Source organism: Streptomyces glaucescens, assembly GCF_002154375.1.
Taxonomy (GTDB): domain Bacteria; phylum Actinomycetota; class Actinomycetes; order Streptomycetales; family Streptomycetaceae; genus Streptomyces; species Streptomyces glaucescens.
In genome coordinates, this window is sequence record NZ_MUND01000129.1 from 1 (window position 1) to 26312 (window position 26312).

General features: G+C 72.4%; 18 protein-coding genes, 1 pseudogene and 1 riboswitch. Of the genes and pseudogenes, 13 read left to right on the top strand and 6 right to left on the bottom strand.

Annotated features, from left to right (window positions below; genetic code table 11):
* The 4 genes and pseudogenes from CCN42_RS09565 to CCN42_RS09580 form a co-directional block, all read left to right on the top strand.
* Positions 1-790: pseudogene (locus CCN42_RS09565) on the top strand (ABC transporter ATP-binding protein); the annotation flags it as partial.
* A 162-nt stretch (positions 791-952) separates the two neighbouring features.
* Complete coding sequence (locus tag CCN42_RS09570; protein ID WP_086734553.1) at positions 953-1840, top strand: FadR/GntR family transcriptional regulator; 888 nt, start codon at positions 953-955, stop codon at positions 1838-1840.
* Between the two features lie 441 nt (positions 1841-2281).
* Positions 2282-3817 carry an RNA polymerase sigma factor gene (locus CCN42_RS09575; protein ID WP_086734609.1) on the top strand — a complete coding sequence of 512 codons (1536 nt, stop codon included), beginning with the start codon at positions 2282-2284 and terminating at the stop codon, positions 3815-3817.
* Positions 3818-3981: 164 nt separating this feature from the next.
* A complete protein-coding gene (locus CCN42_RS09580) occupies positions 3982-4839 on the top strand; it encodes a S1 family peptidase (RefSeq protein ID WP_086734555.1) in 858 nt (285 codons plus the stop codon).
* 121 nt (positions 4840-4960) lie between these two features.
* Here the strand turns inward: CCN42_RS09580 and CCN42_RS09585 are convergent, their stop codons facing one another.
* Positions 4961-5191 carry a DUF7455 domain-containing protein gene (locus CCN42_RS09585; RefSeq protein ID WP_086734557.1) on the bottom strand — a complete coding sequence of 77 codons (231 nt, stop codon included), beginning with the start codon at positions 5189-5191 and terminating at the stop codon, positions 4961-4963.
* A gap of 441 nt (positions 5192-5632) precedes the next feature.
* On the opposite strand from CCN42_RS09585, the gene CCN42_RS09590 reads away from it, so the two are divergent.
* The 3 genes from CCN42_RS09590 to CCN42_RS09600 all read left to right on the top strand — a co-directional run bounded on the left by CCN42_RS09590 (position 5633) and on the right by CCN42_RS09600 (position 10076).
* Entirely contained in the window at positions 5633-7756 is a 2124-nt protein-coding gene (locus CCN42_RS09590; RefSeq protein WP_086734558.1) for a DNA gyrase/topoisomerase IV subunit B, read from the top strand.
* Between the two features lie 216 nt (positions 7757-7972).
* Positions 7973-8494 (top strand): DUF485 domain-containing protein, encoded by a 522-nt coding sequence (locus tag CCN42_RS09595; RefSeq protein WP_086734560.1) that lies wholly within the window; start codon positions 7973-7975, stop codon positions 8492-8494.
* Positions 8484-10076 carry a solute symporter family protein gene (locus CCN42_RS09600; RefSeq protein ID WP_086734562.1) on the top strand — a complete coding sequence of 531 codons (1593 nt, stop codon included), beginning with the start codon at positions 8484-8486 and terminating at the stop codon, positions 10074-10076. The genes CCN42_RS09595 and CCN42_RS09600 overlap by 11 nt, the downstream gene beginning before the upstream one ends.
* A gap of 187 nt (positions 10077-10263) precedes the next feature.
* On the opposite strand, the gene CCN42_RS09605 is transcribed toward CCN42_RS09600, so the two are convergent.
* From CCN42_RS09605 to CCN42_RS09615, 3 genes are all read right to left on the bottom strand, one after another.
* Positions 10264-10944 (bottom strand): response regulator, encoded by a 681-nt coding sequence (locus tag CCN42_RS09605; RefSeq protein ID WP_086734564.1) that lies wholly within the window; start codon positions 10942-10944, stop codon positions 10264-10266.
* Complete coding sequence (locus CCN42_RS09610) at positions 10941-12713, bottom strand: sensor histidine kinase (protein ID WP_086734566.1); 1773 nt, start codon at positions 12711-12713, stop codon at positions 10941-10943. The genes CCN42_RS09605 and CCN42_RS09610 overlap by 4 nt, the downstream gene beginning before the upstream one ends.
* Positions 12714-12819: 106 nt before the next feature.
* Positions 12820-13779, bottom strand: a complete 960-nt coding sequence (locus tag CCN42_RS09615) for a ferredoxin family protein (RefSeq protein ID WP_086734568.1) — start codon at positions 13777-13779, stop codon at positions 12820-12822.
* 182 nt (positions 13780-13961) lie between these two features.
* Here CCN42_RS09615 and CCN42_RS09620 point away from each other — a divergent pair, with 182 nt between their 5' ends.
* Complete coding sequence (locus tag CCN42_RS09620; RefSeq protein WP_086734570.1) at positions 13962-15128, top strand: CobW family GTP-binding protein; 1167 nt, start codon at positions 13962-13964, stop codon at positions 15126-15128.
* Here the strand turns inward: CCN42_RS09620 and CCN42_RS09625 are convergent.
* Entirely contained in the window at positions 15125-17581 is a 2457-nt protein-coding gene (locus CCN42_RS09625) for a DNA gyrase/topoisomerase IV subunit A (protein ID WP_086734572.1), read from the bottom strand. The two genes, CCN42_RS09620 and CCN42_RS09625, sit on opposite strands and share 4 nt — an antisense overlap.
* Positions 17582-17886: 305 nt before the next feature.
* Here CCN42_RS09625 and CCN42_RS09630 point away from each other — a divergent pair, with 305 nt between their 5' ends.
* The 4 genes from CCN42_RS09630 to CCN42_RS09645 all read left to right on the top strand — a co-directional run bounded on the left by CCN42_RS09630 (position 17887) and on the right by CCN42_RS09645 (position 22728).
* Positions 17887-19281 (top strand): M16 family metallopeptidase, encoded by a 1395-nt coding sequence (locus CCN42_RS09630; protein ID WP_086734574.1) that lies wholly within the window; start codon positions 17887-17889, stop codon positions 19279-19281.
* Positions 19278-20666 carry a M16 family metallopeptidase gene (locus CCN42_RS09635; protein WP_086734576.1) on the top strand — a complete coding sequence of 463 codons (1389 nt, stop codon included), beginning with the start codon at positions 19278-19280 and terminating at the stop codon, positions 20664-20666. Before CCN42_RS09630 ends, CCN42_RS09635 begins: the two co-directional genes overlap by 4 nt.
* 224 nt (positions 20667-20890) lie before the next feature.
* Positions 20891-21058, top strand: a riboswitch (cyclic di-AMP (ydaO/yuaA leader).
* A gap of 12 nt (positions 21059-21070) precedes the next feature.
* Positions 21071-21838, top strand: coding sequence for a M23 family metallopeptidase (locus tag CCN42_RS09640; protein ID WP_086734578.1), 768 nt, complete (start codon positions 21071-21073; stop codon positions 21836-21838).
* A gap of 194 nt (positions 21839-22032) precedes the next feature.
* Positions 22033-22728, top strand: a complete 696-nt coding sequence (locus tag CCN42_RS09645; RefSeq protein WP_086734580.1) for a GntR family transcriptional regulator — start codon at positions 22033-22035, stop codon at positions 22726-22728.
* A 204-nt stretch (positions 22729-22932) separates the two neighbouring features.
* On the opposite strand, the gene CCN42_RS09650 is transcribed toward CCN42_RS09645, so the two are convergent.
* A complete protein-coding gene (locus CCN42_RS09650) occupies positions 22933-23214 on the bottom strand; it encodes an HPr family phosphocarrier protein (protein WP_006136411.1) in 282 nt (93 codons plus the stop codon).
* Positions 23215-23393: 179 nt separating this feature from the next.
* On the opposite strand from CCN42_RS09650, the gene CCN42_RS09660 reads away from it, so the two are divergent.
* Positions 23394-26258 carry a bifunctional acetate--CoA ligase family protein/GNAT family N-acetyltransferase gene (locus tag CCN42_RS09660; RefSeq protein ID WP_086734582.1) on the top strand — a complete coding sequence of 955 codons (2865 nt, stop codon included), beginning with the start codon at positions 23394-23396 and terminating at the stop codon, positions 26256-26258.
* The last annotated feature ends 54 nt before the right edge of the window (positions 26259-26312 follow it).

Here is a 26312-nt window from a genome sequence, read left to right on the forward strand (position 1 = left end):
CCCCATCTCGGTCCGCCCAGCCCCCAGCCCGCTGCGTCCGCTGCGCTACGAGCTGCGCCGGGCCACCGGGGTCGGCATCGGGTTTCTCACCGGCGCCGTGGTGCTTGTGGTCTCGGCGCTCGCCGCGGTCGTCCTGGCCCGTTTCGGGCACACCCCGCAGGCGCGGCTGCTTGCCGCGTGGCCGCGGGAGCTGCCGCTGCCGCCCGCGGCGCTCGGCGCGGGGCTGCTGGGCGCGCTGGCCTTCGGGGACGAGTTCCGTCACCCGGCTCTGGCGGCGGATCGCGGCACGGTGCCCCGCCGGCTGGGGCTGCTCGCCGCCAAGCTCCTCGTGTCCGCGGTCACCGGGCTGGTCCTGGCCGTGCTGACCGTGGGGTGCGATGCCGAGGTGCTCTATCTGTTGTACGGACGGGAGCTCGTGACGGTTCCCGTGGACTGGCTGTCGCTGGGGGTGAGTTGGATCGGGCTGGTGATCGGCTGTGCCTGGGCCGGGGTGCTGGCCGCCGGGGTGTTCCGGTCCACCGCGGGCGGGCTCGCGGTTGTGGTGGCCGTGCCGGTGATCGTCGTACCGCTCGTACAGAAGTTCCTGGAGGGACCGTCCGTGAGGAGCGCGGCGGGCTTTCCGCTGCGGCTGCGCGAGGTGCTGCTGTCGCAGTGGCCTCTCGGTGGGGAGCGCTATGTGTCGGCCGTGGCGCGAGTGGTCGGCCAACCCGTCGGAAGTGCGCTGACGTTGTCGCTGGCCACGCTGCTCTGCGCGTATGTGCTCACGACACTGCGGCGCAGGGTCAGGTGACAACCGTCCGCGCCCATCCGGTCCGGCTCGTGCACAACTCCCTCGCAGAACGCCCATTTCCTTCCGATAAGGCGTCAATTGCGACGCGGTGAGCGATCACCCTTTCGTGTGCTTTTCACCAAAGACCTCAAGGGAGTTGGAGGCGACGCCGACAAAGGATCCGTGAGTACCCTTGCGCACACCATGATGACCTCCGCCCGCGCCGCAGAGTCCGGCCTCGCCGGCCCGGGCGAACTCGACCGCTATCCCTTCGCGGAGGCCGCCGCCGCGGACCGCGTCGGGGTCCCCGCCTGGGAGGGCGCGGACCCCGAGCTGGGCCGGGTGAGCCGACGCGCCGCGGGCAGCCGCGGCCGCGGCCTCCACGGCCAACTCGTCCAGCAGCTCGGACAGATGATCGTCTCCGGCGACCTCGGTGCCGACCGTCCGCTGGTGCCCGAGGAGATCGGCCAGCGCTTCGAGGTGTCCCGCACCGTCGTCCGTGAGTCGCTGCGCGTCCTGGAGGCCAAGGGCCTGGTCAGCGCCCGCCCGAACGTCGGCACGCGCGTGCGTCCCGTCAGCGACTGGAATCTGCTCGACCCGGACATCATCGAGTGGCGGGCCTTCGGTCCCCAGCGGGACGACCAGCGCCGCGAGCTGAACGAGCTGCGGTGGACGATCGAGCCGCTGGCCGCGCGGCTGGCCGCCGGCCACGGCCGCGAGGACGTCCAGCAGCGGCTGTCCGACATGGTGGAGATCATGGGGCACGCCATGGGGCAGGGCGACGCGCTCACGTTCTCCCGCGCGGACACCGAGTTCCACTCGCTGCTCATCCAGATCGCCGGCAACCGGATGCTGGAGCACCTTTCCGGCATCGTCACGGCGGCCCTCCAGGTCTCCGGAGGTCCGGTCACGGGCTGTGACCGCCCGAACGAGGCGACGCTGGTCCACCACGGCCGGATCGTCGACGCCCTCGCCGCGGGGGACGGCGCCGCGGCCGAGGAGGCCATGCGCCAGCTGCTCACCGTGCATCCAGAGGTGGAGCGCGTCGTTCCCGCGCCGCGCGAGCACTGAGCGGAAGCGGAAACCCCGGACGTCGCGGCCGGGGGGCTTCCCTCTTCCTCGTCTGTGTGGCGTCGCCGGTCCGGCGAGCCGTCTCCCGTCGGACCCCGCAGGATCCACCGGACCTGCAGGGTCCGCCGCCGCGAGTGGCGCCGCGAGTGGCGCCGCGGCGGGCGTCCGCCAGACCGCACATGACCTTGTATGTCTGTGTCCGACCATTTTTGGGCACTTACGGGGTGTGACTCGGGCCACGCAAGTTGGGCGTAACGCTCGGGGGAACAGCGCGATGACCTAAGAGGTGACAGCCGCGGAGGGAATACGGACGCCGTTCAAGGCGCTGTGCATCTTCCCGGCCCCCGCCCGCGCCGTCGGCCCATCCGCAAGCCGACGGTCGGCTCTCGTCCGCCGTGGACGGGGCCGGAAGTCGTTTTCCAACGTTCCGAGAGGTTGTTCGTGTCGGCCAGCACATCCCGTACGCTCCCGCCGGAGATCGCCGAGTCCGTCTCTGTCATGGCGCTCATTGAGCGGGGAAAGGCTGAGGGGCAGATCGCCGGCGATGACGTGCGTCGGGCCTTCGAAGCTGACCAGATTCCGGCCACTCAGTGGAAGAACGTACTGCGCAGCCTCAATCAGATCCTCGAGGAAGAGGGTGTGACGCTGATGGTCAGTGCCGCAGAACCCAAGCGCACCCGAAAGAGCGTCGCAGCGAAGAGCCCGGCCAAGCGCACCGCCACCAAGGCGGTCGCGGCGAAGACGGTGACCACTCGTAAGGCCACCACCTCCGCCGCGCCGGCCGCGCCCGTCGACCCTGCCGTCGACCCCACCGAGGAAGCCGCGCCCGCGAAGAAGGCCGCTGCCAAGAAGACCACCGCCAAGAAGGCGGTCGCGAAGAAGACCACCGCCAAGAAGACGGCGGCCAAGAAGACCGGCGCCAAGAAGGACGACGTCGAGCTGCTCGACGAAGAGGTCCTCGAGGACACCAAGGTCGCGGACGAGCCCGAGGGTGCCGAGAGTGCCGGCTTCGTCCTGTCCGACGAGGACGAGGACGACGCCCCCGCGCAGCAGGTCGCCGCGGCCGGCGCCACCGCCGACCCGGTCAAGGACTACCTCAAGCAGATCGGCAAGGTCCCCCTGCTCAACGCCGAGCAGGAGGTCGAGCTGGCCAAGCGGATCGAGGCGGGTCTGTTCGCCGAGGACAAGCTGGCCAACGCCGACAAGCTCGCCCCTAAGCTCAAGCGCGAGCTGGAGATCATCGCCGAGGACGGCCGCCGGGCCAAGAATCACCTGCTGGAGGCCAACCTCCGCCTGGTGGTCTCCCTGGCCAAGCGCTACACCGGCCGCGGCATGCTCTTCCTGGACCTCATCCAGGAGGGCAACCTCGGTCTGATCCGCGCGGTCGAGAAGTTCGACTACACCAAGGGCTACAAGTTCTCCACGTACGCCACCTGGTGGATCCGTCAGGCGATCACCCGCGCGATGGCCGACCAGGCCCGCACCATCCGTATCCCGGTGCACATGGTCGAGGTCATCAACAAGCTCGCGCGCGTGCAGCGCCAGATGCTCCAGGACCTGGGCCGCGAGCCCACCCCGGAGGAGCTGGCCAAGGAACTCGACATGACCCCCGAGAAGGTCATCGAGGTCCAGAAGTACGGCCGCGAGCCCATCTCGCTGCACACCCCGCTCGGCGAGGACGGCGACAGCGAGTTCGGTGACCTCATCGAGGACTCCGAGGCCGTCGTCCCGGCCGACGCGGTCAGCTTCACGCTCCTCCAGGAGCAGCTGCACTCGGTCCTGGACACCCTGTCCGAGCGTGAGGCGGGCGTCGTCTCCATGCGCTTCGGCCTCACCGACGGTCAGCCGAAGACCCTCGACGAGATCGGCAAGGTCTACGGCGTCACGCGTGAGCGCATCCGCCAGATCGAGTCCAAGACCATGTCGAAGCTGCGCCACCCGTCGCGTTCCCAGGTGCTGCGCGACTACCTCGACTAGGTCGCACCCGGCCCGATCGCGGTCGTACGACGTCGAAGGCCCGGTACCGCGGAAGCGGTACCGGGCCTTCGGGCTGCGGGCGTGGGCGACGGGGAGCGGGTGCGGGGAGTGGTGCTCTGAATCACTCTGGGGGTTCGATGAACGCCCCAGAGTGAGGAGTGCGCATGCGTCGCACCTTTGTCCGAGCACTGGCCCGCCCACTGGCCGGGGTCGCTGTCGCGGCCCTGATACCGCTGGTACCGGCGGTCTCCGCCGCTCCTGCCGCAGCCGAGGGCATAGTGGGCGGGTTCCCGGTCGATGTGTCCCAGGCTCCGTGGACGGTGGCGCTCTCCAGTCGTGACCGGTTCGGAGGAACGCGATCCGGGCAGTTCTGCGGTGGGGTGGCGGTCGGCCCCACCACCGTGCTCACGGCCGCGCACTGCCTGGAGGAGGACGTCCTTGGCTCACCGCCGCACCAGGTGCCCGATCTCAAGGTGATCGCCGGGCGTACGGATCTGCGCTCCGATCAGGGCCAGGAGGTCGCGGTGCGCGAGAGCTGGGTGAACCCGGGCTACGACGATGTCAGCAACAGCGGGGACTTCGCCGTGCTGACGCTCGCCGGGCCGTTGCCGTTCAACGCCGTCGTCGCGATGGCCGGCGCGGGCGACCCGGCGTACGCCGTCGGTACCGGGGCCACGGTCTACGGCTGGGGCGATGCCTCGGGCCTGGGTGGCTACGCGGACGGGCTGCGGGCCGCGAGTGTGCAGGTGCTGCCCGACGCGCTGTGCGAGCGGGCGTATCCGCCCGGTGGCGACGGCAGTTACGTCGCCGAGGCCATGGTGTGCGCGGGGCGGCGGCAGGGCGGCCGCGACGCGTGCCAGGGGGACAGCGGGGGGCCGCTGGTGGCCCAGGGGCGCCTCATCGGGCTGGTGTCCTGGGGGAGCGGCTGCGGGCGCTCCGGGAGCCCCGGGGTCTACACGCGGATCTCGGACGCCCTGCGGAAGCTGGGCTGGGACCGCGCGGGGTCCCAGGGGCGGGTGTGAGGACCCTCGACGCAGCCTGAGCCTACGGGCGGGCAGGACGACGGGCGGCCGACCCTGGGTGCAGGGTCGGCCGCCCGTTCACCGGCCTGTGCCGGGGCTGGCTCGTCGATGGGCGCGAGGGTCAGCGTTCGTCTTCGGAGGCGTTGTCGGGAACGGTCGTGAGCCGCTCGGTCTCGTCCTGTATCTCAGCGGCGATCTTCTTGAGTTCCGGCTCGAACTTGCGGCCGTGGTGGGCGCAGAAGAGCAGTTCTCCGCCGCTCAGCAGGACGACGCGCAGGTATGCCTGGGCGCCGCAGCGGTCGCAGCGATCAGCGGCCGTCAGCGGGCTCGCGGGGGTCAGAACAGTAGTCACGTCGCCTCTTCTCTAGCTCGACGAGCTGTCGTACCAGGGTCAACATCCAACCAGCCCCAAAACGTTCCCGCTCGCGGCTTTTCCTCGAAAGATTTTTTCCGAGGCGGCTGGCTGCTGCCGGTTGGCGGCGAATGTGCCGTAGTGCGTGTCTGTGTGTCGTACGGTTTCGCGCGTTCGTATCGGTCTCGGTCCTCCCGGCTGGGTTGCCGGTTGTTCATGAGGACGTGCCCGGAGCCTAAATGGTTCATGCCTGGAAGGGAACGTGATGTGTACTTCACCCCATCGAGGGATCGAACATCCATACGACTCTGGACTAGTCTGCGTTCAGACGAGGGTGGCGTTACAACGGCTCTACCAGGCCTCGGTACCCTCTGAGCGGCAACCCAAGCCACGGCCTTACCCCGATGGGCCCCATCTGAAATTCAGCGAGGAGCGAACCGCGTGACCGCCGAGACGTCCGTGCCGTCCACAGCTCTGCTGGCAGGAGCAGACCGGGACGGTTCCAACTACACCGCGCGGCACCTGCTCGTCCTCGAGGGGCTGGAGGCCGTCCGCAAGCGCCCGGGCATGTACATCGGCTCGACCGACAGCCGCGGCCTGATGCACTGCCTCTGGGAGATCATCGACAACTCCGTCGACGAGGCCCTGGGCGGCTACTGCGACCACATCGAGGTGATCCTCCACGACGACGGCTCGGTGGAGGTGCGCGACAACGGCCGCGGCATCCCGGTCGACGTCGAGCCCAAGACCGGCCTGTCCGGCATCGAGGTCGTGATGACCAAGCTGCACGCCGGCGGCAAGTTCGGCGGCGGCTCCTACGCCGCCTCCGGCGGTCTGCACGGCGTGGGCGCCTCCGTGGTGAACGCGCTCTCCGCGCGGCTGGACGTCGAGGTGGACCGCGGCGGCCACACCCACGCGATCAGCTTCCGGCGCGGCGTGCCCGGCGCCTTCGCCGCGGTCGGCCCGGACGCGAAGTTCGAGGCCAAGAGCGGCCTGCGCAAGGCCAAGAAGATCTCCAGGACCCGCACCGGCACGCGCGTGCGGTACTGGGCCGACCGCCAGATCTTCCTCAAGGACGCCAAGCTCTCCCTGGAGAACCTGCACCAGCGCGCCCGCCAGACCGCGTTCCTGGTGCCCGGCCTGACCATCGTCGTCCGCGACGAGTTCGGCCTCGGCGAGGGCGGCAGCAAGGGCGAGGAGTCCTTCCGCTTCGACGGCGGCATCAGCGAGTTCTGCGAGTTCCTGGCAGCCGACAAGCCCATCTGCGACGTGCTCCGCTTCACCGGCCAGGGCACCTTCAAGGAGACCGTCCCGGTCCTCGACGAGCACGGCCAGATGACACCCACCGAGGTCACCCGGGAACTCGGCGTCGACGTCGCCCTGCGCTGGGGCACCGGCTACGAGACGACCCTCAAGTCCTTCGTCAACATCATCGCCACCCCCAAGGGCGGCACCCATGTCGCCGGCTTCGAGCAGGCGATCGCCAAGACCATGAACGAGGTGCTGCGCGCCAAGAAGCTGCTGCGCGTCGCCGAGGACGACATCGTCAAGGACGACGCCCTGGAGGGCCTGACCGCGGTCGTCACCGTCCGCCTCGCCGAGCCGCAGTTCGAGGGGCAGACCAAGGAGGTGCTCGGCACCTCGGCGGCCCGCCGCATCGTGAACAACGTGGTCTCCAAGGAACTCAAGGCGTTCCTGACCGCGACGAAGCGTGACGCCGCCCAGCAGGCCCGGGTGGTCATGGAGAAGGCCGTCGCCGCCGCGCGGACCCGCATCGCGGCCCGTCAGCACAAGGACGCGCAGCGTCGCAAGACGGCCCTGGAGTCGTCCTCGCTGCCCGCGAAGCTCGCCGACTGCCGCAGCGACGACGTCGACCGCAGCGAGCTGTTCATCGTCGAGGGGGACTCCGCGCTCGGCACCGCCAAGCTCGCCCGGAACTCCGAGTTCCAGGCACTGCTGCCGATCCGCGGCAAGATCCTCAACGTCCAGAAGTCGTCCGTGACCGACATGCTCAAGAACGCCGAGTGCGGCGCGATCATCCAGGTCATAGGGGCGGGATCGGGCCGGACCTTCGACATCGACGCCGCCCGCTACGGCAAGATCATCATGATGACCGACGCCGATGTGGACGGCTCCCACATCCGGACCCTGCTGCTCACGCTGTTCCACCGCTACATGCGGCCCATGGTCGAGGCCGGCCGGGTGTTCGCCGCGGTCCCGCCGCTGCACCGGATCGAGCTGATCCAGCCCAAGAAGGGCCAGGACAAGTACGTGTACACGTACTCGGACCGGGAACTGCGCGACAAGCTCATGGAGTTCCAGAGCAAGGGCGTCCGGTACAAGAACTCGATCCAGCGGTACAAGGGTCTGGGCGAGATGGACGCCGACCAGCTGGCCGAGACCACCATGGACCCGCGCCACCGCACCCTGCGCCGGATCAACCTCTCCGACCTGGACGCCGCCGAGCAGGTCTTCGACCTGCTGATGGGCAACGACGTGGCGCCCCGCAAGGAGTTCATCTCCAGTTCGGCGGCGACGCTGGACCGGTCGCGTATCGACGCGTAGTCGCCGCGCCGGCTCGGGCGGGTGCCGGCCCCGGCTTCGCCGTCGGCCCGACGGGGGTTCCCACCCGGACCGCCGTGCGGTGTCCGTCATCGGGTGCGGGCGGCCCCATGGGGGCTGCCCGCCGCCGGTGGCCGCGCCGCCGTCATGGTCACCTGATGGGGTGAAGGGCTCCGAGAAGAAGAGCCGGTCGTCTTTCCGTTCTGTCCATCCTTGGGCATGCACTCAAGTGACGGTCGTCCCCGTGACGCCATAAGTGTGCGGAACGACGATCCCTGGCACGCCGCCCTCGCCTCCGCCTGGGGCGAGGCGGACCGAGTCCCCGCACGCGTGCCCGCCGCGGCCTCCGAGTGGCCCGGGCGGGCCGAGCGGACGGAGCCCCGGGATGGCGCGGTGAGCGCCGCGGACATCTACCTCGAGGTGCAGCGCGGTGCGGCCTTCCAGGAGGTGCGCAGCCGGTACCGCCGGTTCGTCGTCCCGGCGTTCGCCGCCTTCTTCGCCTGGTACGTCGGCTACGTCGTCGTCGCCACCACCGCGCCCGGGCTCATGGCCCGGCCCGTGGCGGGCGCGGTGAACGTGGCGATGCTGTCCGGGCTCGGGCAGTTCCTCTCCACCTTCCTGCTCACCTGGGCGTACGCCCGGCACGCCCGGCTGCGCAGGGACCGCGCGGCGCTCGAACTGCGCTGGGACACGCAGGAACTGACGCGCGGCATCCCAGGGGTGGTGCCCGGTGGCCGGTGAGCACCAGACCCTGGCCCTCCTGCTGTTCAGCGTCTTCGTCGCCGTGACACTGGCGATCACGAGCTGGGTGAGCCGCGACCGGCACGGCTCGGCGGTGGAGTTCTACGCGGGCGGACGCCTCTTCTCGCCGATGGAGAACGGTTTTGCCATCGCCGGTGACTACATGTCGGCCGCATCCTTCCTCGGCATCTCCGGCCTCATCGCGCTCTTCGGGTACGACGGGCTGCTGTACTCGGTGGGCTTCCTGGTGGCCTGGCTGGTGGTGCTCTTCCTGGTCGCCGAACTGGTCCGCAACTGCGGGCGGTTCACCCTCGCCGACGTGGTCGCCGCGCGGATGCGGGAACGGCCGGTGCGGATCGCGGCGGGAACTTCCTCGGTGACCGTGTCCGTTCTGTACCTGGTGGCGCAGATGGTGGGGGCGGGCAGCCTGGTCGCGCTGCTGCTGGGCGGGACGAGCGCAGCCGCGCAGACCTGGACGGTGATCGGCGTCGGCGCGCTGATGGTCGTCTATGTGTCGTGGGGAGGGATGCGGGCCACCACCTGGATCCAGATCGTGAAGGCGGTCCTGCTGATGGGCGGGGCGATCACGCTGACCGCGCTCGTGCTGGTGCGGTTCCACGGCGACGTCGACCAGCTGCTGCGCACCGCGGCGGACCGCAGCGGCCACGGCACGGCGTTCCTGGCGCCCGGCCTGAAGTACGGCGGGGACTGGACCGCCCGCTTCGACTTCATCAGCCTCGGGCTCGCCCTGGTGCTGGGCACGGCCGGGCTGCCGCACATCCTGTCCCGGTTCTACACCGTGCCCACGGCCCGCGCGGCGCGGCGTTCGGTCGTCTGGTCGATCGGACTCATCGGCGGCTTCTACCTGATGACGATCGTCCTCGGCTTCGGCGCGGCCGCGATCGTGGGCCCGCAGGCCGTGCGCGCGTCGAACGCGGCCGGGAACACGGCGGTCCCGCTGCTGGCGCTCGACCTGGGCGGCGGAGCGGACTCCACCGGCGGAACGGTTCTCTTCGCGGTCGTCGCCGCGGTCGCCTTCGCCACCATCCTCGCGGTGATCGCCGGAGTCACCCTCGCCTCCTCGGCGTCCGTGGCCCACGACCTGTACGCCTCGCTGCGCAGCAGGCGCGCGAAGCCCCGCAGCGAGGTGGCCGTGGCGAGGGTGGCGGCGTTCGGCACCGGCGTCGTCGCGATCGCCCTCGGGCTGCTCGCCCGGGACCTCAATGTCGCCTTCCTGGTGGGCCTGGCCTTCGCCGTCGCCGCGTCCGCGAACCTGCCGGTGCTGCTCTATGCGCTGTTCTGGCGGCGCTTCACCACCCGGGGCGCGGTCTGGGCCGTCTACGGCGGCCTGGTGCCTGCGGTGGCGCTGGTGCTGCTGTCACCCGTGGTCTCGGGCAGCCCCGACGCGCTCTTCCCGCACGCCGACTTCCAGTTCTTCCCGCTGCAGAACCCGGGCCTCGTCTCCATCCCGCTGGGCTTCCTCGCCGGCTGGCTCGGCACCGTCACCTCGGCGGAGCCGCCGGACGCGGCCAAGCACGCGGAGACGGAGGTGCGGTCGCTGACGGGGGCGGGCGCGGCGTGACGGGGGCGCGCGGCGTGAGAGGGCGCGCGTCGTGCGTGACGGGGACAGGCGCGGATGACGTCGGCCGAGGCCCTGCCGAGAGGACGGCGGGCCCTGTCGGGACGACGGCGGGCCCTGTCGAGACGACGGCGGGCCCTGTCCGTATCCAAGGGGGCACGGCCCTTCCCCCGCCCCACGGGGCCGTGCCTCAGGCGCGGGTCGCCCACACGTAACGGTGTTCCGGGCGGCCCGCGTCGCCGTACTTCAGGGTCAGCGTGGCCCGTCCCGTGCGCTCCAGGAGCTTCAGATAGCGCTGGGCGGTCTGCCGGCTCACCCCGGTGCGCTCGGCGATCTCCTGGGCCGACAGCGGTCCCTCGGCGTTCATCAGGCACTGCCGCACCAGCTCGGCCGTGGTGGGGGAGTGCCCCTTGGGCAGATCCGGCTCCGACGGCGCGGACAGCGCCCCGAAGATGCGGTCGACCTCCGCCTGCTCCGCCTCGCCGCCGCCGTCGAGGGTGCGGCGCAGCTGCGCGTACGCCTCCAGCTTGGCGCGCAGCCCCGCGAAGGCGAACGGCTTGACCAGGTACTGCAGCGCGCCGTGCCGCATCGCCGCCTGCACCGTCGCGACGTCCCGGGCCGCCGTCACCATGATCACGTCGGTCTGGTGGCCGCGCCGGCGCATCTCCTGCACCACCGCGAGCCCCGTCCCGTCGGGCAGATAGTGGTCCAGGAGGACCAGATCCACGTGCGGCAGCGTCTCCAGCAGCCGCAGCGCCTCCGCGGCCTGGTGCGCCTCCCCGGCGACGTGGAAGCCCGGCACCTTCTCGACGTACGCGGCGTTCACCCGCGCGACCCTGGTGTCGTCGTCCACGACCAGGACCTCGATCATCGCGTCTCCTCCTCGGCGGACCGCGCGGCGGACGGCACGGCGCGGACGGACTGCGAGCCCGGGACGGGCTCTGCGCCCGGTACGGACCCGGCGGTCCGCGCGCCCGACACGGACCCGGCGGTCCGCGCGCCCCGCGCGCTCACCGCGGGCCGCGGCCCCGGCTCGGGGAGTGCCTCGGGCAGGACCACGGTGAACTCCGCGCCCCCGCCGGGCGCCTCGCCCACCGCCACCGTGCCGCCCTGCCGCTCCGCCAGCCGTCGCACCAGGGACAGCCCGATGCCGCGCCCGCGGTGGGCGGGCGGCTCCTTCGTCGACCACCCCTCGGTGAAGACGACCTCGCGCCGTTCCTCGGGGATGCCGGGCCCGGTGTCGCGCACCGCTAGCACGGCGGTGCGGCCCTCGGCCTGCAACTCGACCTCCACGCGCGCGTGCGGTGTGCCGGCGACGGCGTCCAGCGCGTTGTCGACCAGGTTGCCGACGATGGTGACCAGACCCCGCGCGTCGATCAGCCGGTCCGGCAGGCCGGTGCGGCCGGAGAGCCGCAGCGCCACCCCGCGTTCGGCCGCGACGGTCGCCTTGCCGACCAGCAGGGCGGCCAGCAGCGGGTCCCGGATCCGCTCGGTGATCTGTTCCGCCGTGGCCCGGTGATCGCCGACCACCTCGCCGACGAACTCCACGGCGTCGTCGTACATCTCCAGTTCGAGCAGCCCCAGCAGGGTGTGCATCCGGTTGGCGTGCTCGTGGTCCTGGGCGCGCAGGGCGTCGATCAGGCCGCGCGTGGAGTCCAGTTCCCGCCCCAGCTGCTCCAGCTCGGTGCGGTCGCGCAGGGTGGCCACCGCCCCTCCGTCGTCGGTGGGCATCCGGTTGGCGACCAGCACCCGCTGCCCGCGCACGGTGAGCAGATCGGTGCCCGTGACCCGGCCGGCCAGCACGTCGGCCGTACGTCCCCCGCCCAGCGCCTCGTCCAGGGAGCGGCCCACGGCCTCGTCCCCGATGCCGAGCAGGCGCCGCGCCTCGTCGTTCAGCAGGCGGATCCGGCCCGCGCGGTCCAGGGCCACCACGCCCTCCCGGATGCCGTGCAGCATCGCCTCCCGCTCCGCCAGCAGGGCCGCGATGTCGGAGAAGGCCAGATCCCGGGTCTGCCGCTGGACCCGGCGGGCGATCAGCCACGCGGCGAGCGCGCCGACGGCCAGGGCGCCGCCGGCGTACGCCAGCAGCTCCGGGATCGCATGGACGAGCCGCGCGCGGACACTGTCGTACGCGATGCCGACCGACACCGCCCCGACGATCGCTCCCTCGCCGTCGCGCAACGGGACCTTGCCGCGCGCGGAGCGGCCCAGCGTGCCCTCGTCGATCTCCATGACCTCCCGGCCGGCGAGCGCCTCGCTGGGGTCGGTGGAGACGTGCCGGCCGATCTCCTCCGGCTCGGTGTGCGACCAGCGCACGCCGCGGGTGTCCATGACCACGATGTACTCGGCCCGGGTGGCCTTGCGGATCCGCTCCGCCTCCCGCTGGACGGGCCCGTCGGGCGCCGGCGGCGTGGCGCGGACGGCGTCGGCGAGCCGCGGCTGGGCGGCGGTGGTCTGCGCGATCGCCAGCGCCCGGCGCATCGCCTGGTCGTCGAGCTGATCGCTGAGCGGTGCGAGGAACAGCCCGGTCGCGAGCACCGCGACTCCCGCGGCGATCGCCACCTGCATCAGCAGCACCTGCGAGAACACCCGGCGCGGCAGGCCGAGACGCAGACGGCGGGCGGGGTGCGTGGGGCTCATACCCATGACGGTACGTGGCGGGGGCGCCCGCGCCGAAGCGCGGGGGCTCGCGCGTACCCACGGCCGCCCCCCGGCGCGCCTGTCTCCCGCACGCCGGGCGGACGGGTCAGCTCGCGAGGGCCGCCGGGGTCAGTTCGCGGACCGCCACGACGTCCATCCGCGCGGGGGCGCCCAGGACCGAGGTGCCGCAGCTCTCCGGCCGTGGCGGCTCCGACGCCCCCTGGGCGACGAGGACGCGCCAGCAGCGGCCGTCGGTGTGGGCGACGGTCACCTCCCAGCGCGGGGCCGCGCCGGCCGCCCGTACGGAGTTCTCGGTGCGCACGACGCTCAGCACGCCCGCCGCGTACTCCCGGACCGCCCGCCGCACCGCCAGCTCGGCCGCCTGGCCGGGCCGTTCCCAGGCGGAGCTGCCCCGGCACCCGTCGACCACGATCCGGCCCTCCTGGACGGCGTGCAGGACCTCCTTGACGCCGTGGGCCTCGGCCCGGCCGTAGGCGTAGCCGTACGGCAGGACGAGCAGCGTCGGCGAGAAGCGGTGACCGCCGAGATGGGTGACCTCCCAGACGCCCTCCACGCCGGACGCGGCCAGCTCGGCGGCGAGCGGGCGGCCCAGCAGGGCGCAGCAGCGGTCGCGCTTGCCGTTGGTGCACACCAGGGCGAGGGGGGCGCCGGTGTGGGGGCCGCCCTGGAGGGCGGTGTCGAAGGTGCGGTGGTCGCCCCGGCCCAGGGCGGCGAGATCCAGGTCGAGCAGCCGGCGGGGGTCGTCGGTGGTGGCGGTGCGCACCCAGGTGCCGCCGGGCACGGTGTGGGCGGCGTAGATCCGGCGGACGGCGGGTGTGCGGCAGTCCGCGTGGCGGCCGGGGCGGCGGATGAGCGCGATGCGTACGCCGGTGCCCTTCGCGGCGGCATCGAGGGCGCGGCCCAGCGCGGGATCCAGGTGGCTCGAGGTGAGCGCCCTGGCGCCCCACGGGCCGGGCTGCTCCACCAGGAGCCAGGTCCTGGCGGTGGCCGCGGTTCCGGAAATGGGCTCGTCGAGGCTCCGGGAGACGGTCGCACACGTACTCACACAGGTGAGCCTAACCTGACTTGGTCATCACATGCCTCCGGTTGCTCGGTTGTCCTGCTCCGAGCGGGTATGAGGAGTCCGGTACGGCCCTGCCGACTGCTCGTATTCTGAGCGCCGCAGGCAGTTTCCGATGTGCGCCGGTCACGGTCCGGCGCACACACCGCTGGGAGAGAGGTCGCACGTTGGGGCAGAGCCCGAGGCCACACCAGATCCCGGTCGTCGTCCTCGCCGGATTCCTGGGCTCCGGCAAGACGACCCTCCTCAACCACCTGCTCCACCGCAGCGGGGGCAGCCGGATCGGCGCCGTGGTGAACGACTTCGGCGCGATCGAGATCGACGCCATGGCGGTGGCCGGCGCGCTCGGCGACTCCACCGTCTCGCTCGGCAACGGATGCCTGTGCTGCGCCGTCGACGCCGGCGAGCTGGACCTCTACCTCGACCGGCTCGCCCGGCCCGAGACCGGCATCGACGTCATCGTGATCGAGGCCAGCGGGCTCGCCGAGCCGCAGGAGCTGGTCCGTATGGTCCTCGCGAGCGAGAACCCGCGCGTGGTCTACGGCGGGCTCGTCGAGGTCGTCGACGCCGCCGAGTTCGATGCCACGCGCGCGAAGCATCCCGAGATCGACCGGCACCTCGCCCTCGCCGACCTCGTGGTGGTCAACAAACTGGACCGGGCCACGGACGCCGAGCGCGTCCTTCGCCAGGTCCGCTCCCGCACCGACCGGGCCGCCGTCGTTCCCGCCACCTACGGCCGGATCGACCCCGAGTTCCTGTTCGACTGCCGGCCGAGCGAGGAGCGCATCGGACAGCTGTCGTTCGACGACCTGCACGACGACGCCCACGACACCCACGGCCCGGACGGCGAGGCCCACGGCCACGCCGGGCATCTGCACACCGGCTACGACAGCCTGTCCTTCGTCTCCGACGTCCCGCTCGACCCCCGGCGGCTGATGCGGTTCCTCGACAGCCGTCCCGAGGGGCTCTACCGGATCAAGGGGTACGTCGACTTCGGTGCCCACGACCCCCGCAACCGCTACGCCGTCCACGCCGTCGGGCGGTTCCTGCGGTTCTACCCGGAGCCCTGGGCACCCGGCGCCGGACGGCTCACCCAGCTGGTGCTGATCGGCTCCGGCATCGACGCCCCACTCCTCGGCAAGGAACTGGAGGCGTGCCGGAGCGACGCCCCGCACACCGCCGACGAGCACGGCATGTGGGGCGTCCTGCGCTACGTCCAGGACCCGGACGAGCCGGACCCCGGGGCGGACGACGCGCCGGACCGGGACTCCGAGCCCCTGTACGACCCGGAGTCCGAGCCCTTGTACGACCCGGAGTCCGCCTCGGAGGCCTAGACCGGCCCGGCCACCGCCGCCACCGGCTTCGGCAGCGACACGCCCGAGCCGTCGCGGCGCGGGTCGATGTCGGGCAGCTCGGTCGGCAGGCCGTTCCGCTGCGCGGCCCGCGCCGGCGTCGCGCCCGCCCAGGCGAAGGCCAGGCAGTCCTCGCCCTTCAGGAACCGCTGGCAGCGCACCCCGCCGGTGGCGCGGCCCTTGCGCGGGAACTGGTCGAACGGGGTCACCTTGGCGGTCGTCTGGACCGAGTCGTCGAGCGTGCCGCGCGAGCCGGCGACGGTGAAGACGATCGCGTCCGCGGCCGGGTCCACCGCCGTGAACGAGATGACCTTGGCGCCGTCGGCGAGCTTGATGCCCGTCATACCGCCGGCGGGACGGCCCTGCGGGCGGACCTGCGCGGCCTGGTAGCGCAGCAGCTGGGCGTCGTCGGTGATGAAGACCAGGTCCTCCTCGCCGGTGCGCAGCTCCACCGCGCCGACGATCCGGTCGCCCTCCTTGAGGGTGATCACCTCCAGCTCGTCCTTGTTGGCCGGATAGTCCGGGACCACGCGCTTGACCACGCCCTGTTCCGTGCCGAGCGCCAGACCGGGCGAGGACTCGTCGAGGGTGGTCAGGCAGACCACCGTCTCGTCACCCTCCAGGGAGACGAACTCCGCGAGCGGCGCGCCGCCCGAGAGGGTGGGCGCCGTCGCCGTCTCCGGCAGCTGCGGCAGGTCGACGACGTTGATCCGCAGCAGCCGGCCGGCCGAGGTCACCGCGCCGACCTCGCCGCGGGCCGTGGCCGGCACCGCCGAGACGATCACGTCGTGCTTGGCGCGCTTGCCGCCCTCGTCCTCCGTGAACGGCTCGGCGTTGGCCGTGCGGGCCAGCAGACCCGTCGAGGACAGCAGCACCCGGCACGGATCGTCCGCCACCTGCAGCGGCACCGTGGCGGCGGTGCTGCCCGCGGACTCCAGCAGGACCGTACGCCGCTCGGTGCCGAACTTCTTGGCCACCGCGGCCAGTTCCGAGGAGACCAGCTTGCGCAGCTCCGCGTCCGACTCCAGGATCCGGGTCAGCTCCTCGATCTCGGTGTTGAGCTTGTCCTTCTCCGCCTCCAGCTCGATCCGGTCGTACTTGGTGAGCCGGCGCAGCGGGGTGTCGAGGATGTACTGCGTCTGCACCTCGCTCAGCGAAAAGCGCTCGATCAGTCGCTCCTTGGCCTGCGCGCTGTTCTCGCTGGAGCGGATCAGCCGGATGACCTCGTCGATGTCGACCAGCGCGGTGAGCAGGCCCTCGACCAGGTGGAGCCGGTCGCGCCGCTTGCTGCGGCGGTGCTCCGAACGGCGCCGGACGACCTCGAAGCGGTGGTCGAGATAGACCTCCAGCAGCTCCTTCAGGCCCAGCGTCAGCGGCTGGCCGTCCACCAGGGCGACGTTGTTGATGCCGAAGGACTCCTCCATCGGCGTCAGCTTGTACAGCTGCTCCAGGACCGCCTCCGGCACGAAGCCGTTCTTGATCTCGATGACCAGGCGCAGCCCGTGCTCACGGTCGGTGAGGTCCTTGACGTCGGCGATGCCCTGGAGCTTCTTGGAGCCGACCAGGTCCTTGATCTTGGCGATGACCTTCTCCGGGCCGACCGTGAAGGGCAGCTCGGTGACGATCAGGCCCTTGCGGCGGGCCGTGACGTTGTCGATGGTGACCGTGGCGCGCATCTTGAAGGTGCCGCGGCCAGTCTCGTACGCGTCGCGGATGCCGGACAGGCCGACGATCCGGCCGCCGGTGGGCAGGTCGGGGCCCGGCACGTGCCGCATCAGGGCGTCGAGATCGGCGTTCGGGTGCCGGATGAGGTGGCGGGCGGCCGCGATGACCTCGCCCAGGTTGTGCGGCGGCATGTTGGTGGCCATGCCGACCGCGATGCCGGACGCGCCGTTCACCAGCAGGTTCGGGAAGGCGGCGGGCAGGGCGACCGGCTCCTGCTCCTGGCCGTCGTAGTTCGGGGCGAAGTCGACCGTGTCCTCGTCGATGGACTCGGTCATCAGGCCCGTGGCCGCGGCCATCCGGCACTCGGTGTACCGCATGGCGGCGGGCGGGTCGTCGTTGCCCAGCGAACCGAAGTTGCCGTGGCCGTCGACCAGCGGCAACCGCATCGAGAAGGGCTGGGCCATGCGGACCAGGGCGTCGTAGATCGACGCGTCGCCGTGCGGGTGCAGCTTGCCCATGACCTCGCCGACCACGCGGGCGCACTTCACATAGCCGCGTTCGGGGCGCAGGCCCATCTCGTTCATCTGGTAGACGATGCGCCGGTGCACCGGCTTCAGGCCGTCGCGGGCGTCCGGCAGCGCTCGGGAGTAGATGACCGAGTACGCGTACTCGAGGAAGGAGCCCTGCATCTCGTCGACGACGTCGATGTCGAGGATCCGCTCCTCGTACGAGTCGTCGGGCGGCGGGGTCTTCGTGCTGCGGCGGGCCATCGCTGCCTGGCTCCTTGCTGAAGCGTGGTGAACGGGATCTGACGCGGACCATTGTGGACCGCGGCACTGACAACGCGGAGCGGGACCCGGCGTCGCCGCCCGGCCCCCCGCTGCGCGCAGGCTACGCCTGTCGCCGCCCGGCCCCGCTGCCCGCAGGCTACGCCCTCGCGGCGGGCAATCCCTTTCTCGCTCTCGGCGTACGCGCTGCGGGAACTTCGCAGACGGTCCGCACGCTTGCATACAGTGGCAGGACCGGCAGGAAACAAGCGGTCTCAGCCACCGCATCCGCGATCGAAGGGACGTACATGCCCAAGGGTCACACGGCCACAGCCGAGGCAGGCACCGGCGGCCTGACAGCGACCGAGCACCGCCTGGCCAACGGCCTGCGCGTGGTGCTCTCCGAGGACCACCTGACCCCGGTCGCGGCGGTGTGCCTCTGGTACGACGTCGGCTCGCGCCACGAGGTCAAGGGGCGTACCGGCCTGGCTCACCTTTTCGAGCACCTGATGTTCCAGGGCTCCGCCCAGGTGAAGGGCAACGGCCACTTCGAACTGGTGCAGGGCGCCGGCGGCTCCCTCAACGGCACCACCAGCTTCGAGCGCACCAACTACTTCGAGACCATGCCCGCCCACCAGCTGGAGCTGGCGCTCTGGCTGGAGGCCGACCGCATGGGGTCCCTGCTGGCCGCCCTGGACGACGAGTCCATGGAGAACCAGCGCGACGTCGTCAAGAACGAGCGCCGCCAGCGCTACGACAACGTCCCCTACGGCACCGCCTTCGAGAAGCTGACCGCCCTCGCCTACCCGGAGGGCCACCCCTACCACCACACGCCGATCGGCTCGATGGCCGACCTGGACGCGGCGACCCTGGAGGACGCGCGGGAGTTCTTCCGCACCTACTACGCGCCCAACAACGCGGTGCTCTCGGTCGTCGGCGACATCGACCCGGAGCGGACCCTCGCGTGGATCGAGAAGTACTTCGGCTCGATCCCCTCCCACGACGGCAAGCCCGCCCCGCGCGACGGCTCGCTGCCCGACGTCATCGGCGAGCAGCTGCGCGAGGTCGTCGAGGAGGAGGTCCCGGCGCGCGCCCTGATGGCCGCCTACCGGCTCCCGCACGACGGCACACGCGCGTGCGACGCGGCGGACCTGGCGCTGACCGTCCTGGGCGGCGGCGAGTCCTCCCGGCTGTACAACCGGCTGGTGCGCCGGGACCGCACGGCGGTCGCGGCCGGCTTCGGCCTGCTGCGGCTGGCGGGCGCGCCCTCGCTCGGCTGGCTCGACGTGAAGACCTCCGGTGACGTGGAGGTGCCGGTCATCGAGGCCGCGATCGACGAGGAGCTGGCCCGGTTCGCCGAGGAGGGCCCCACCGCCGAGGAGATGGAGCGCGCCCAGGCCCAGCTGGAGCGCGAGTGGCTGGACCGGCTGGGCACGGTCGCGGGCCGCGCCGACGAACTGTGCCGGTACGCCGTGCTGTTCGGCGACCCGCAGCTCGCCCTCACCGCCGTCAAGCGGGTGCTGGACGTGACACCCGAGGAGGTCCAGGAGGTCGCCAAGGCCCGCCTGCGGCCCGACAACCGCGCGGTGCTCGTCTACGAGCCGCTCGCCCCCGAGCAGCCGGAGCAGGTGGAGGGCACCGAGGACCCGGAATCCGCGGCGACCGTGGAAGCCGCCGACGCCAACGAGGAGGCGGCCAAGTGACCGAGCTGACCAGCATGGAGTTCCACCCCCGGCCGCAGCCGGGCGAGGCCAGGCCGTGGGCGTTCCCGGCGCCCTCGCGCGGGGCCCTCGACAACGGCCTCACCGTCCTGCGCTGCCACCGCCCGGGTCAGAAGGTCGTCGCCGTCGAGGTGCTCCTCGACGCCCCCCTGGACGCCGAGCCCGCCGGCCTGGACGGTGTCGCCACGATCATGGCGCGCGCCTTCTCCGAGGGCACCGACAAGCACTCCGCCGAGGAGTACGCCGCGGAGCTGGAGCGCTGCGGCGCCACCCTCGACGCGCACGCCGACCACCCGGGCGTCCGGCTGAGCCTGGAGGTTCCGGCGTCCCGCCTGGAGAAGGGCCTCGGGCTGCTCGCGGACGCGCTGCGGGCGCCCGCGTTCGCCGACGGCGAGGTCGAGCGGCTGGTCCGCAACCGCCTGGACGAGATCCCGCACGAGCTGGCCAACCCCGCCCGGCGGGCCGCCAAGGAGCTGTCCAAGGAGCTGTTCCCGGCGACGTCGCGCATGTCGCGTCCGCGCCAGGGCACCGAGGAGACGGTCGCGAAGATCGACTCGGCGGCCGTCCGCGCCTTCTACGAGCGGCACGTCCGCCCGGCCACCGCCACCGCCGTGGTGGTCGGCGACCTCACCGGCATCGACCTGGACGCCCTGCTCGGCGAGACCCTCGGCGCGTGGGCCGGCTCCCCGGGGCAGCCGCGGCCGGTGCCTCCGGTGACCGCCGACGACACGGGACGCGTGGTCATCGTCGACCGCCCCGGCGCCGTCCAGACGCAGCTGCTCATCGGCCGCGTCGGCCCGGACCGGCACGACCGCGTCTGGCCCGCCCAGGTGCTCGGCACCTACTGCCTCGGCGGCACCCTCACGTCCCGCCTGGACCGGGTGCTGCGCGAGGAGAAGGGCTACACCTACGGCGTGCGCGCCTTCGGGCAGGTCCTGCGGTCCGCACCGGACGGCACGGGCGCCTCGATGCTCGCCATCAGCGGCTCGGTGGACACCCCGAACACCGGGCCCGCCGTGGAGGACCTGTGGACGGTGCTGCGCACGCTCGCCGCGGAGGGCCTGACCGACGCCGAGCGGGACGTCGCCGTGCAGAACCTGGTCGGAGTGGCACCGCTCAAGTACGAGACGGCGGCGGCCGTGGCGAGCACCCTGGCCGACCAGGTCGAGCAGCACCTGCCCGACGACTACCAGGCCACGCTGTACCGGCAACTGGCCGCCACCGGCACGGTCGAGGCCACCGCGGCGGTCGTCAACGCCTTCCCGGTGGACCGTCTGGTGACCGTCCTCGTCGGTGACGCGGCGCAGATCAAGGAGCCGGTGGAGGCCCTGGGCATCGGCGAAGTCACCGTCGTCACGGCCGAGTAGGACAGCCACGCGGGCGCGCCCGCGCGGCCGGCGGCACATACGCGCGGAGGGGCCCTGGTGACCGAAGCGTCACCAGGGCCCCCTGGTGTCCGAATTGAGGCGGAGGTTGCCTGTCTGGCCTGTGGGATGCGCTACAAAACCCCGCATTCGTTTGAGCTTTGAAAGCCGTCCCCCTTAGCGTCGTCCGGGCTGTTCGTCAGGCAGTGCGCCGCACCCGCGGCACCGGACAGTCATCGCCGAGTCCCCGTACGGCGCGAGCCAGGGGAGCCGGGGACCCAACCATGAAGTCCCTGGGGTGAATCGGACGCCCGCGCCGTGCGCGAGGGGGTCCGTAGGAGACCTTCCTGCTCCGAACCCGTCAGCTAACCCGGTAGGCGAGAGGGAAGGAAAGGACCAGCCACTTCATGGCGTTCACCCGCGCCACCGGGAAGCACCGTCGTCCCAGCCGGATGCAGCGTTCCACCGCCCGCGCGGCGGGCGTCGCGGCGCTCACCACCACCGGCGTCATCGGCACCCTGGCCGGCCCGGCACTCGCCGCCGTCGAGTCCCCCGCCGAGCAGACCGGTCTGACACCCGTCCTGACCATCGGCGACGAGGTCGCCGACCAGATCGACGCGCAGGCCGCCGCGCAGCAGCAGGCCGCGGAGCATGCCGCCGCCGTCAAGAGGGCCGAGGCGGCCGCCATGGAGCGCGCCGAGGAGGAGGCCCGCAAGGCCCGCGAGGCCGCGGAGCGGGCGGCCCGGGAGGCCGAGCGCAAGCGCCTCAACACCTTCGTGCTGCCGATCAGCGGCTCCTACGTCTCCACCGGCTACCAGGCCGGCAGCTCCCTGTGGTCCTCCGGCAGCCACACCGGCGTCGACTTCCACGCCGCCAGCGGCACCTCGGTGCACTCGGTCGGCGCCGGCACGGTCGTCGAGGCCGGCTGGGGCGGGGCGTACGGCAACCAGGTGGTCATCCGGATGCACGACGGCACGTACACCCAGTACGGGCACCTGTCCTCCATCGGCGTGTCCGTCGGCCAGACGGTGACGCCGGGCCAGCAGATCGGCCTGTCCGGCGCGACCGGCAACGTCACCGGCCCGCACCTGCACTTCGAGGCCCGCACCGGCGCGGAGTACGGCTCCGACATCGACCCGGTCGCCTACCTGCGCGCGCACGGCGTGAGCATCTGACGCGTCCCTGACGCCCCCGCGCACTTCCCGAAGCCCCGGCCCCGCGCCGGGGCTTTCGGTATTTAGGCCGCTCCCTTGTCCAAAAAATATCCATGGATTCCGGCCCGCCGTCGGAAATACCGGCTCATTGCCATAACATCGCTGAACACACGTCAGTCGTCGACGTTTCACGGGGATTAAGGCGGAGGTCGGTCATGCGTATTCCGGCGCACTCGGTATGCACGGCGATCCGGGACGACATCGTCGCGGGTGTCCACGAGCGCGGCAGCCGGCTCACCGAGGAACTGCTCGCCCGCCGCTACGGCGTCTCGCGCGTCCCCGTCCGGGAGGCCCTGCGCACGCTGGAGGCGGAGGGCTTCGTGGTGACCCGGCGGCACGCGGGCGCGTGCGTCGCGGAACCCACCGAGCAGGAGGCCTCCGACCTGCTGGAGATGCGTCTGCTGCTGGAGCCGCTGGGCGCCTCCCGCGCGGCCCAGCGGCGCACGGAGGCGCATCTGAAGGTGCTGCGCGGTCTGGTCCGGCTGGGCCAGGAGCGCGCCCGCCGGGGTCACAGCGACGATCTGCGCTCCCTGGACGGCTGGTTCCACGAGACGCTGGCCCAGGCTTGCGGCAGTCCCGCGCTGACCTCGACGCTGACCCAGCTGCGGCACAAGATCGCCTGGATGTACGCGGTCGAGGCGCCGGCCGGCCCGGTGGAGTCCTGGGCGGAGCACGGGGCGATCGTGGATGCCGTGGCGCGCGGCGACAGCGAACGCGCGCGGGCGATCACCGCGGTGCACACCGAGCGCGCGACGGCCGGGCACCGGCTGCGGTTCGGCTCGGGCGGGGATCGCGCGGAGCGTGTGAGGAACTCGCAACATGCCGTAAACACGTCGGGCCTGCGGCATTAACACGGGCGCCGTATACAAAGACCGGGTATTTCGACGGCCGGGTATTTCCCTGCTCATTTTCCAGCGCGCCGATAATTGTCGCCCGCGCGGCCGACGCCTGCCCGGAAATGTGTCGGAAATGCCGCGGACGGCAACCCTCAAGAAAAGCGGGACCGCGCCGCCCGGAAAGGGCGACGCGGTCCCGGCGTGACTGCCGCGCGAGCGTCAGACGGTCTCGGGGAGCTCCTCGAGACCCTCGGCGACCAGCTTGGCCAGGCGGTCGAGCGCGGCGTCCGCGCCCTCGGCGTCGGAGGCGAGGACGATCTCCTCGCCGCCCTGGGCGCCCAGGCCGAGGACGGCCAGCATGGAGGCCGCGTTGACGGGGGTGCCGCCGGCCTTGGCGATCGTCACCGGGACGCCTGCGGCCGTGGCGGCTCGGACGAAGATGGAGGCGGGGCGGGCGTGGAGACCCTCGGCCCAGCCGACGTTGACGCGGCGCTCAGCCATGTGATGCTGCCCTTCAGGTGTTCAGGGTTGTCTAGACCAGTTTCCCACATCGTGAAGCATGCCCGGAGCGGACGTGCGTCCCCTCCACCGGGTGGCTCCGGACCGCGGCCTCGGTCCGGTGCTCCGTCCTCACAGACTGCCCCGCGCCCCTGCCGGACGCGAGCCGTACTCTGGGGCCCATGCAGACCTCGTCGGACCGGCACGAGTACCCCGCCCACTGGGAAGCCGACGTGGTGCTGCGCGACGGCGGCACCGCGCGCATCCGCCCCATCACCGTCGATGACGCCGAGCGCCTGGTCAGCTTCTACGAGCAGGTCTCGGACGAGTCGAAGTACTACCGCTTCTTCGCGCCCTACCCGCGCCTGTCCGCGAAGGACGTCCACCGCTTCACGCACCACGACTTCGTGGACCGGGTGGGACTCGCGGCCACGATCGGCGGCGAGTTCATCGCCACCGTACGCTACGACCGCATCGGCAGGAACGGACTGCCCGCCTCCGCCCGCCCGGCGCCCGCCGGCGCCCTGGCCGGAAGCCGCTTCGCGCCCGCCCCCGACATCCCCGACGAGGCCGAGGTCGCCTTCCTCGTGCAGGACGCCCACCAGGGCCGCGGCGTCGCCTCCGCCCTGCTGGAGCACATCGCCGCCGTCGCCCGCGAGCGCGGCATCCGCCGCTTCGCCGCCGAGGTGCTGCCCGCCAACACCAAGATGATCAAGGTGTTCACGGACGCCGGGTACACCCAGAAGCGCAGCTTCGAGGACGGCGTCGTCCGCCTGGAGCTGGACCTCGAACCCACCGACCGCTCCCTGGCCGTGCAGTACGCGCGCGAACAGCGCGCCGAGGCCCGCTCCGTGCAGCGACTGCTCGCCCCCGGCTCGGTCGCCGTCGTCGGCGCCGGCCGCACCCCCGGCGGCGTGGGACGCGGTGTGCTCGGCAACATCCGGGACGCCGGCTTCACCGGGCGGCTCCACGCGGTCAACCGCGCCCTGCCCGACGGGCAGAAGGAACTGGACGGGGTCCCCGCGTACCGGTCCGTGCGGGACATCGACGGGCCCGTCGACCTCGCGGTCGTCGCCGTGCCCGCCGAGCACGTGCCCGAGGTCGTCACCGAGTGCGGCGAGCACGGCGTCCAGGGGCTGGTCGTGATCTCCGCCGGATACGCCGAGAGCGGCCCCGAGGGACGCGAGCGCCAGCGGGCCCTGGTGCGCCTCGCGCGCGCGTACGGCATGCGGATCATCGGCCCCAACGCCTTCGGGATCATCAACAACTCCCCGGAGGTACGCCTCAACGCCTCCCTCGCCCCCGAACTGCCGCGCCCCGGACGGATCGGTATGTTCGCCCAGTCCGGCGCGATCGGCATCGCCCTGCTGTCGCGGCTGCACCGGCGCGGCGGCGGCGTCACGGGGGTCACCGGCGTGTCGACCTTCGTCTCCTCCGGCAACCGCGCGGACGTCTCCGGCAACGACGTCCTCCAGTACTGGTACGACGACCCGGACACCGACGTCGTCCTGATGTACCTGGAGTCCATCGGCAACCCCCGCAAGTTCACCCGCCTCGCCCGCCGGACGGCGGCGGCCAAGCCGCTGGTCGTGGTCCAGGGCGCCGGGTCCGCCCCACAGGGCCACGCGGTCCGCGCCACGCGACTGCCGCACGCCACGGTGTCCGCGCTGCTCCGGCAGGCCGGCGTGATCCGCGTGGACACCATCACGGAACTGGTGGACACGGGCCTGCTGCTCGCCCGCCAGCCGCTGCCGCCCGGGCCGCGCGTGGCGATCCTCGGGAACTCCGAGTCCCTGGGCGTGCTGACCTACGACGCCTGTCTCGCCGAGGGCCTCAGGCCCGCGCCGCCCCTGGACCTGACGACCGCCGCGACGCCGGAGGACTTCCGCGCGGCCCTGTCCCGCGCGCTCGCCGACGACACCTGCGACGCGGTGGTGGTCACGGCGATACCCGCGATCGGGGAGGAGTCCGCCGGGGACGCGGCGCTGGCCGAGGCGCTACGGTCCGCGGCCGAGCGGACGCCGTCCAAGCCGGTCCTGGTCGTCCACGTGGAGCTGGGCGGACTCGCCGAGGCCCTGTCGGCCGCCACGAGCACCGCCCCACGCGCGCGTGCCGCGACCGCCGGCCCCGCCGAGCCCGACACCCGCCCGGAACCGGCCTCCCCGGCCGAGCCCGCCGAGGGCACCCGACTCATCCCCGCCTACCCCGCCGCCGAACGCGCCGTCCGCGCCCTCGCCGAGGCCGTGCGGTACGCGCAGTGGCGGCGCGAGGCCACCGACCCCGGCAAGGTGCCGGAGTACGAGGACATCGACGAGAAGGGCGCCGCCCGGCTGATCGGCGGCCTCCTCGCGCGCGGCCAGGGCCTCACCCTCGGCACCGACGAGACCTGCGAGCTGCTCGGCCGGTACGGCATCCCGGTGCGCCGCGCCCTGCCCGCCCCCACCCCCGAGGAGGCCGTCGCCGCGGCCCGCGCCCTCGGCTACCCGGTCGCCCTCAAGGCCACCGCGCCGCACCTGCGGCACCGCGCGGACCTCGGCGGCGTCCGCCTGGACCTCGCGGACGAGGAGCAGCTGCGCCGGGCGTACGCCGAACTGGCCGGCCTGTTCGGCACGCCTGAGGAGCTGCGCCCGGTGGTGCAGGCCATGGCGCCGCGCGGGGTGGACACCGTCGTCCGCGCGGTGATCGACCCCGCCGCCGGAGCGGTGCTCTCCTTCGGGCTCGCCGGGGCGGCCTCGCAACTGCTCGGCGACATGGCGCACCGGCTGATTCCGGTCACCGACCGGGAGGCGACCTCCCTGGTCCGGTCGATCCGGACGGCACCGCTGCTGTTCGGCTGGCGCGGCTCGGCACCGGTCGACACCCCCGCCCTGGAGGAGCTGCTGCTGCGGGTCTCCCGGCTGGTCGACGACCACCCCGAAGTGGTGGCCGTCACGCTGGAGCCGGTGGTCGTCGCCACCGAGGGCCTGAGCGTGCTCGGCGCCTCGGTGCGGCTGGCCCCGCCCCCCGCCCGCGACGACCTGGGCCCGCGCACGCTCCCCGCCTACTGAGGGCCTCCTCCGGGAGCCTCCCGAGACGGATCCGAACCCGGTCCGTGGCCGCCG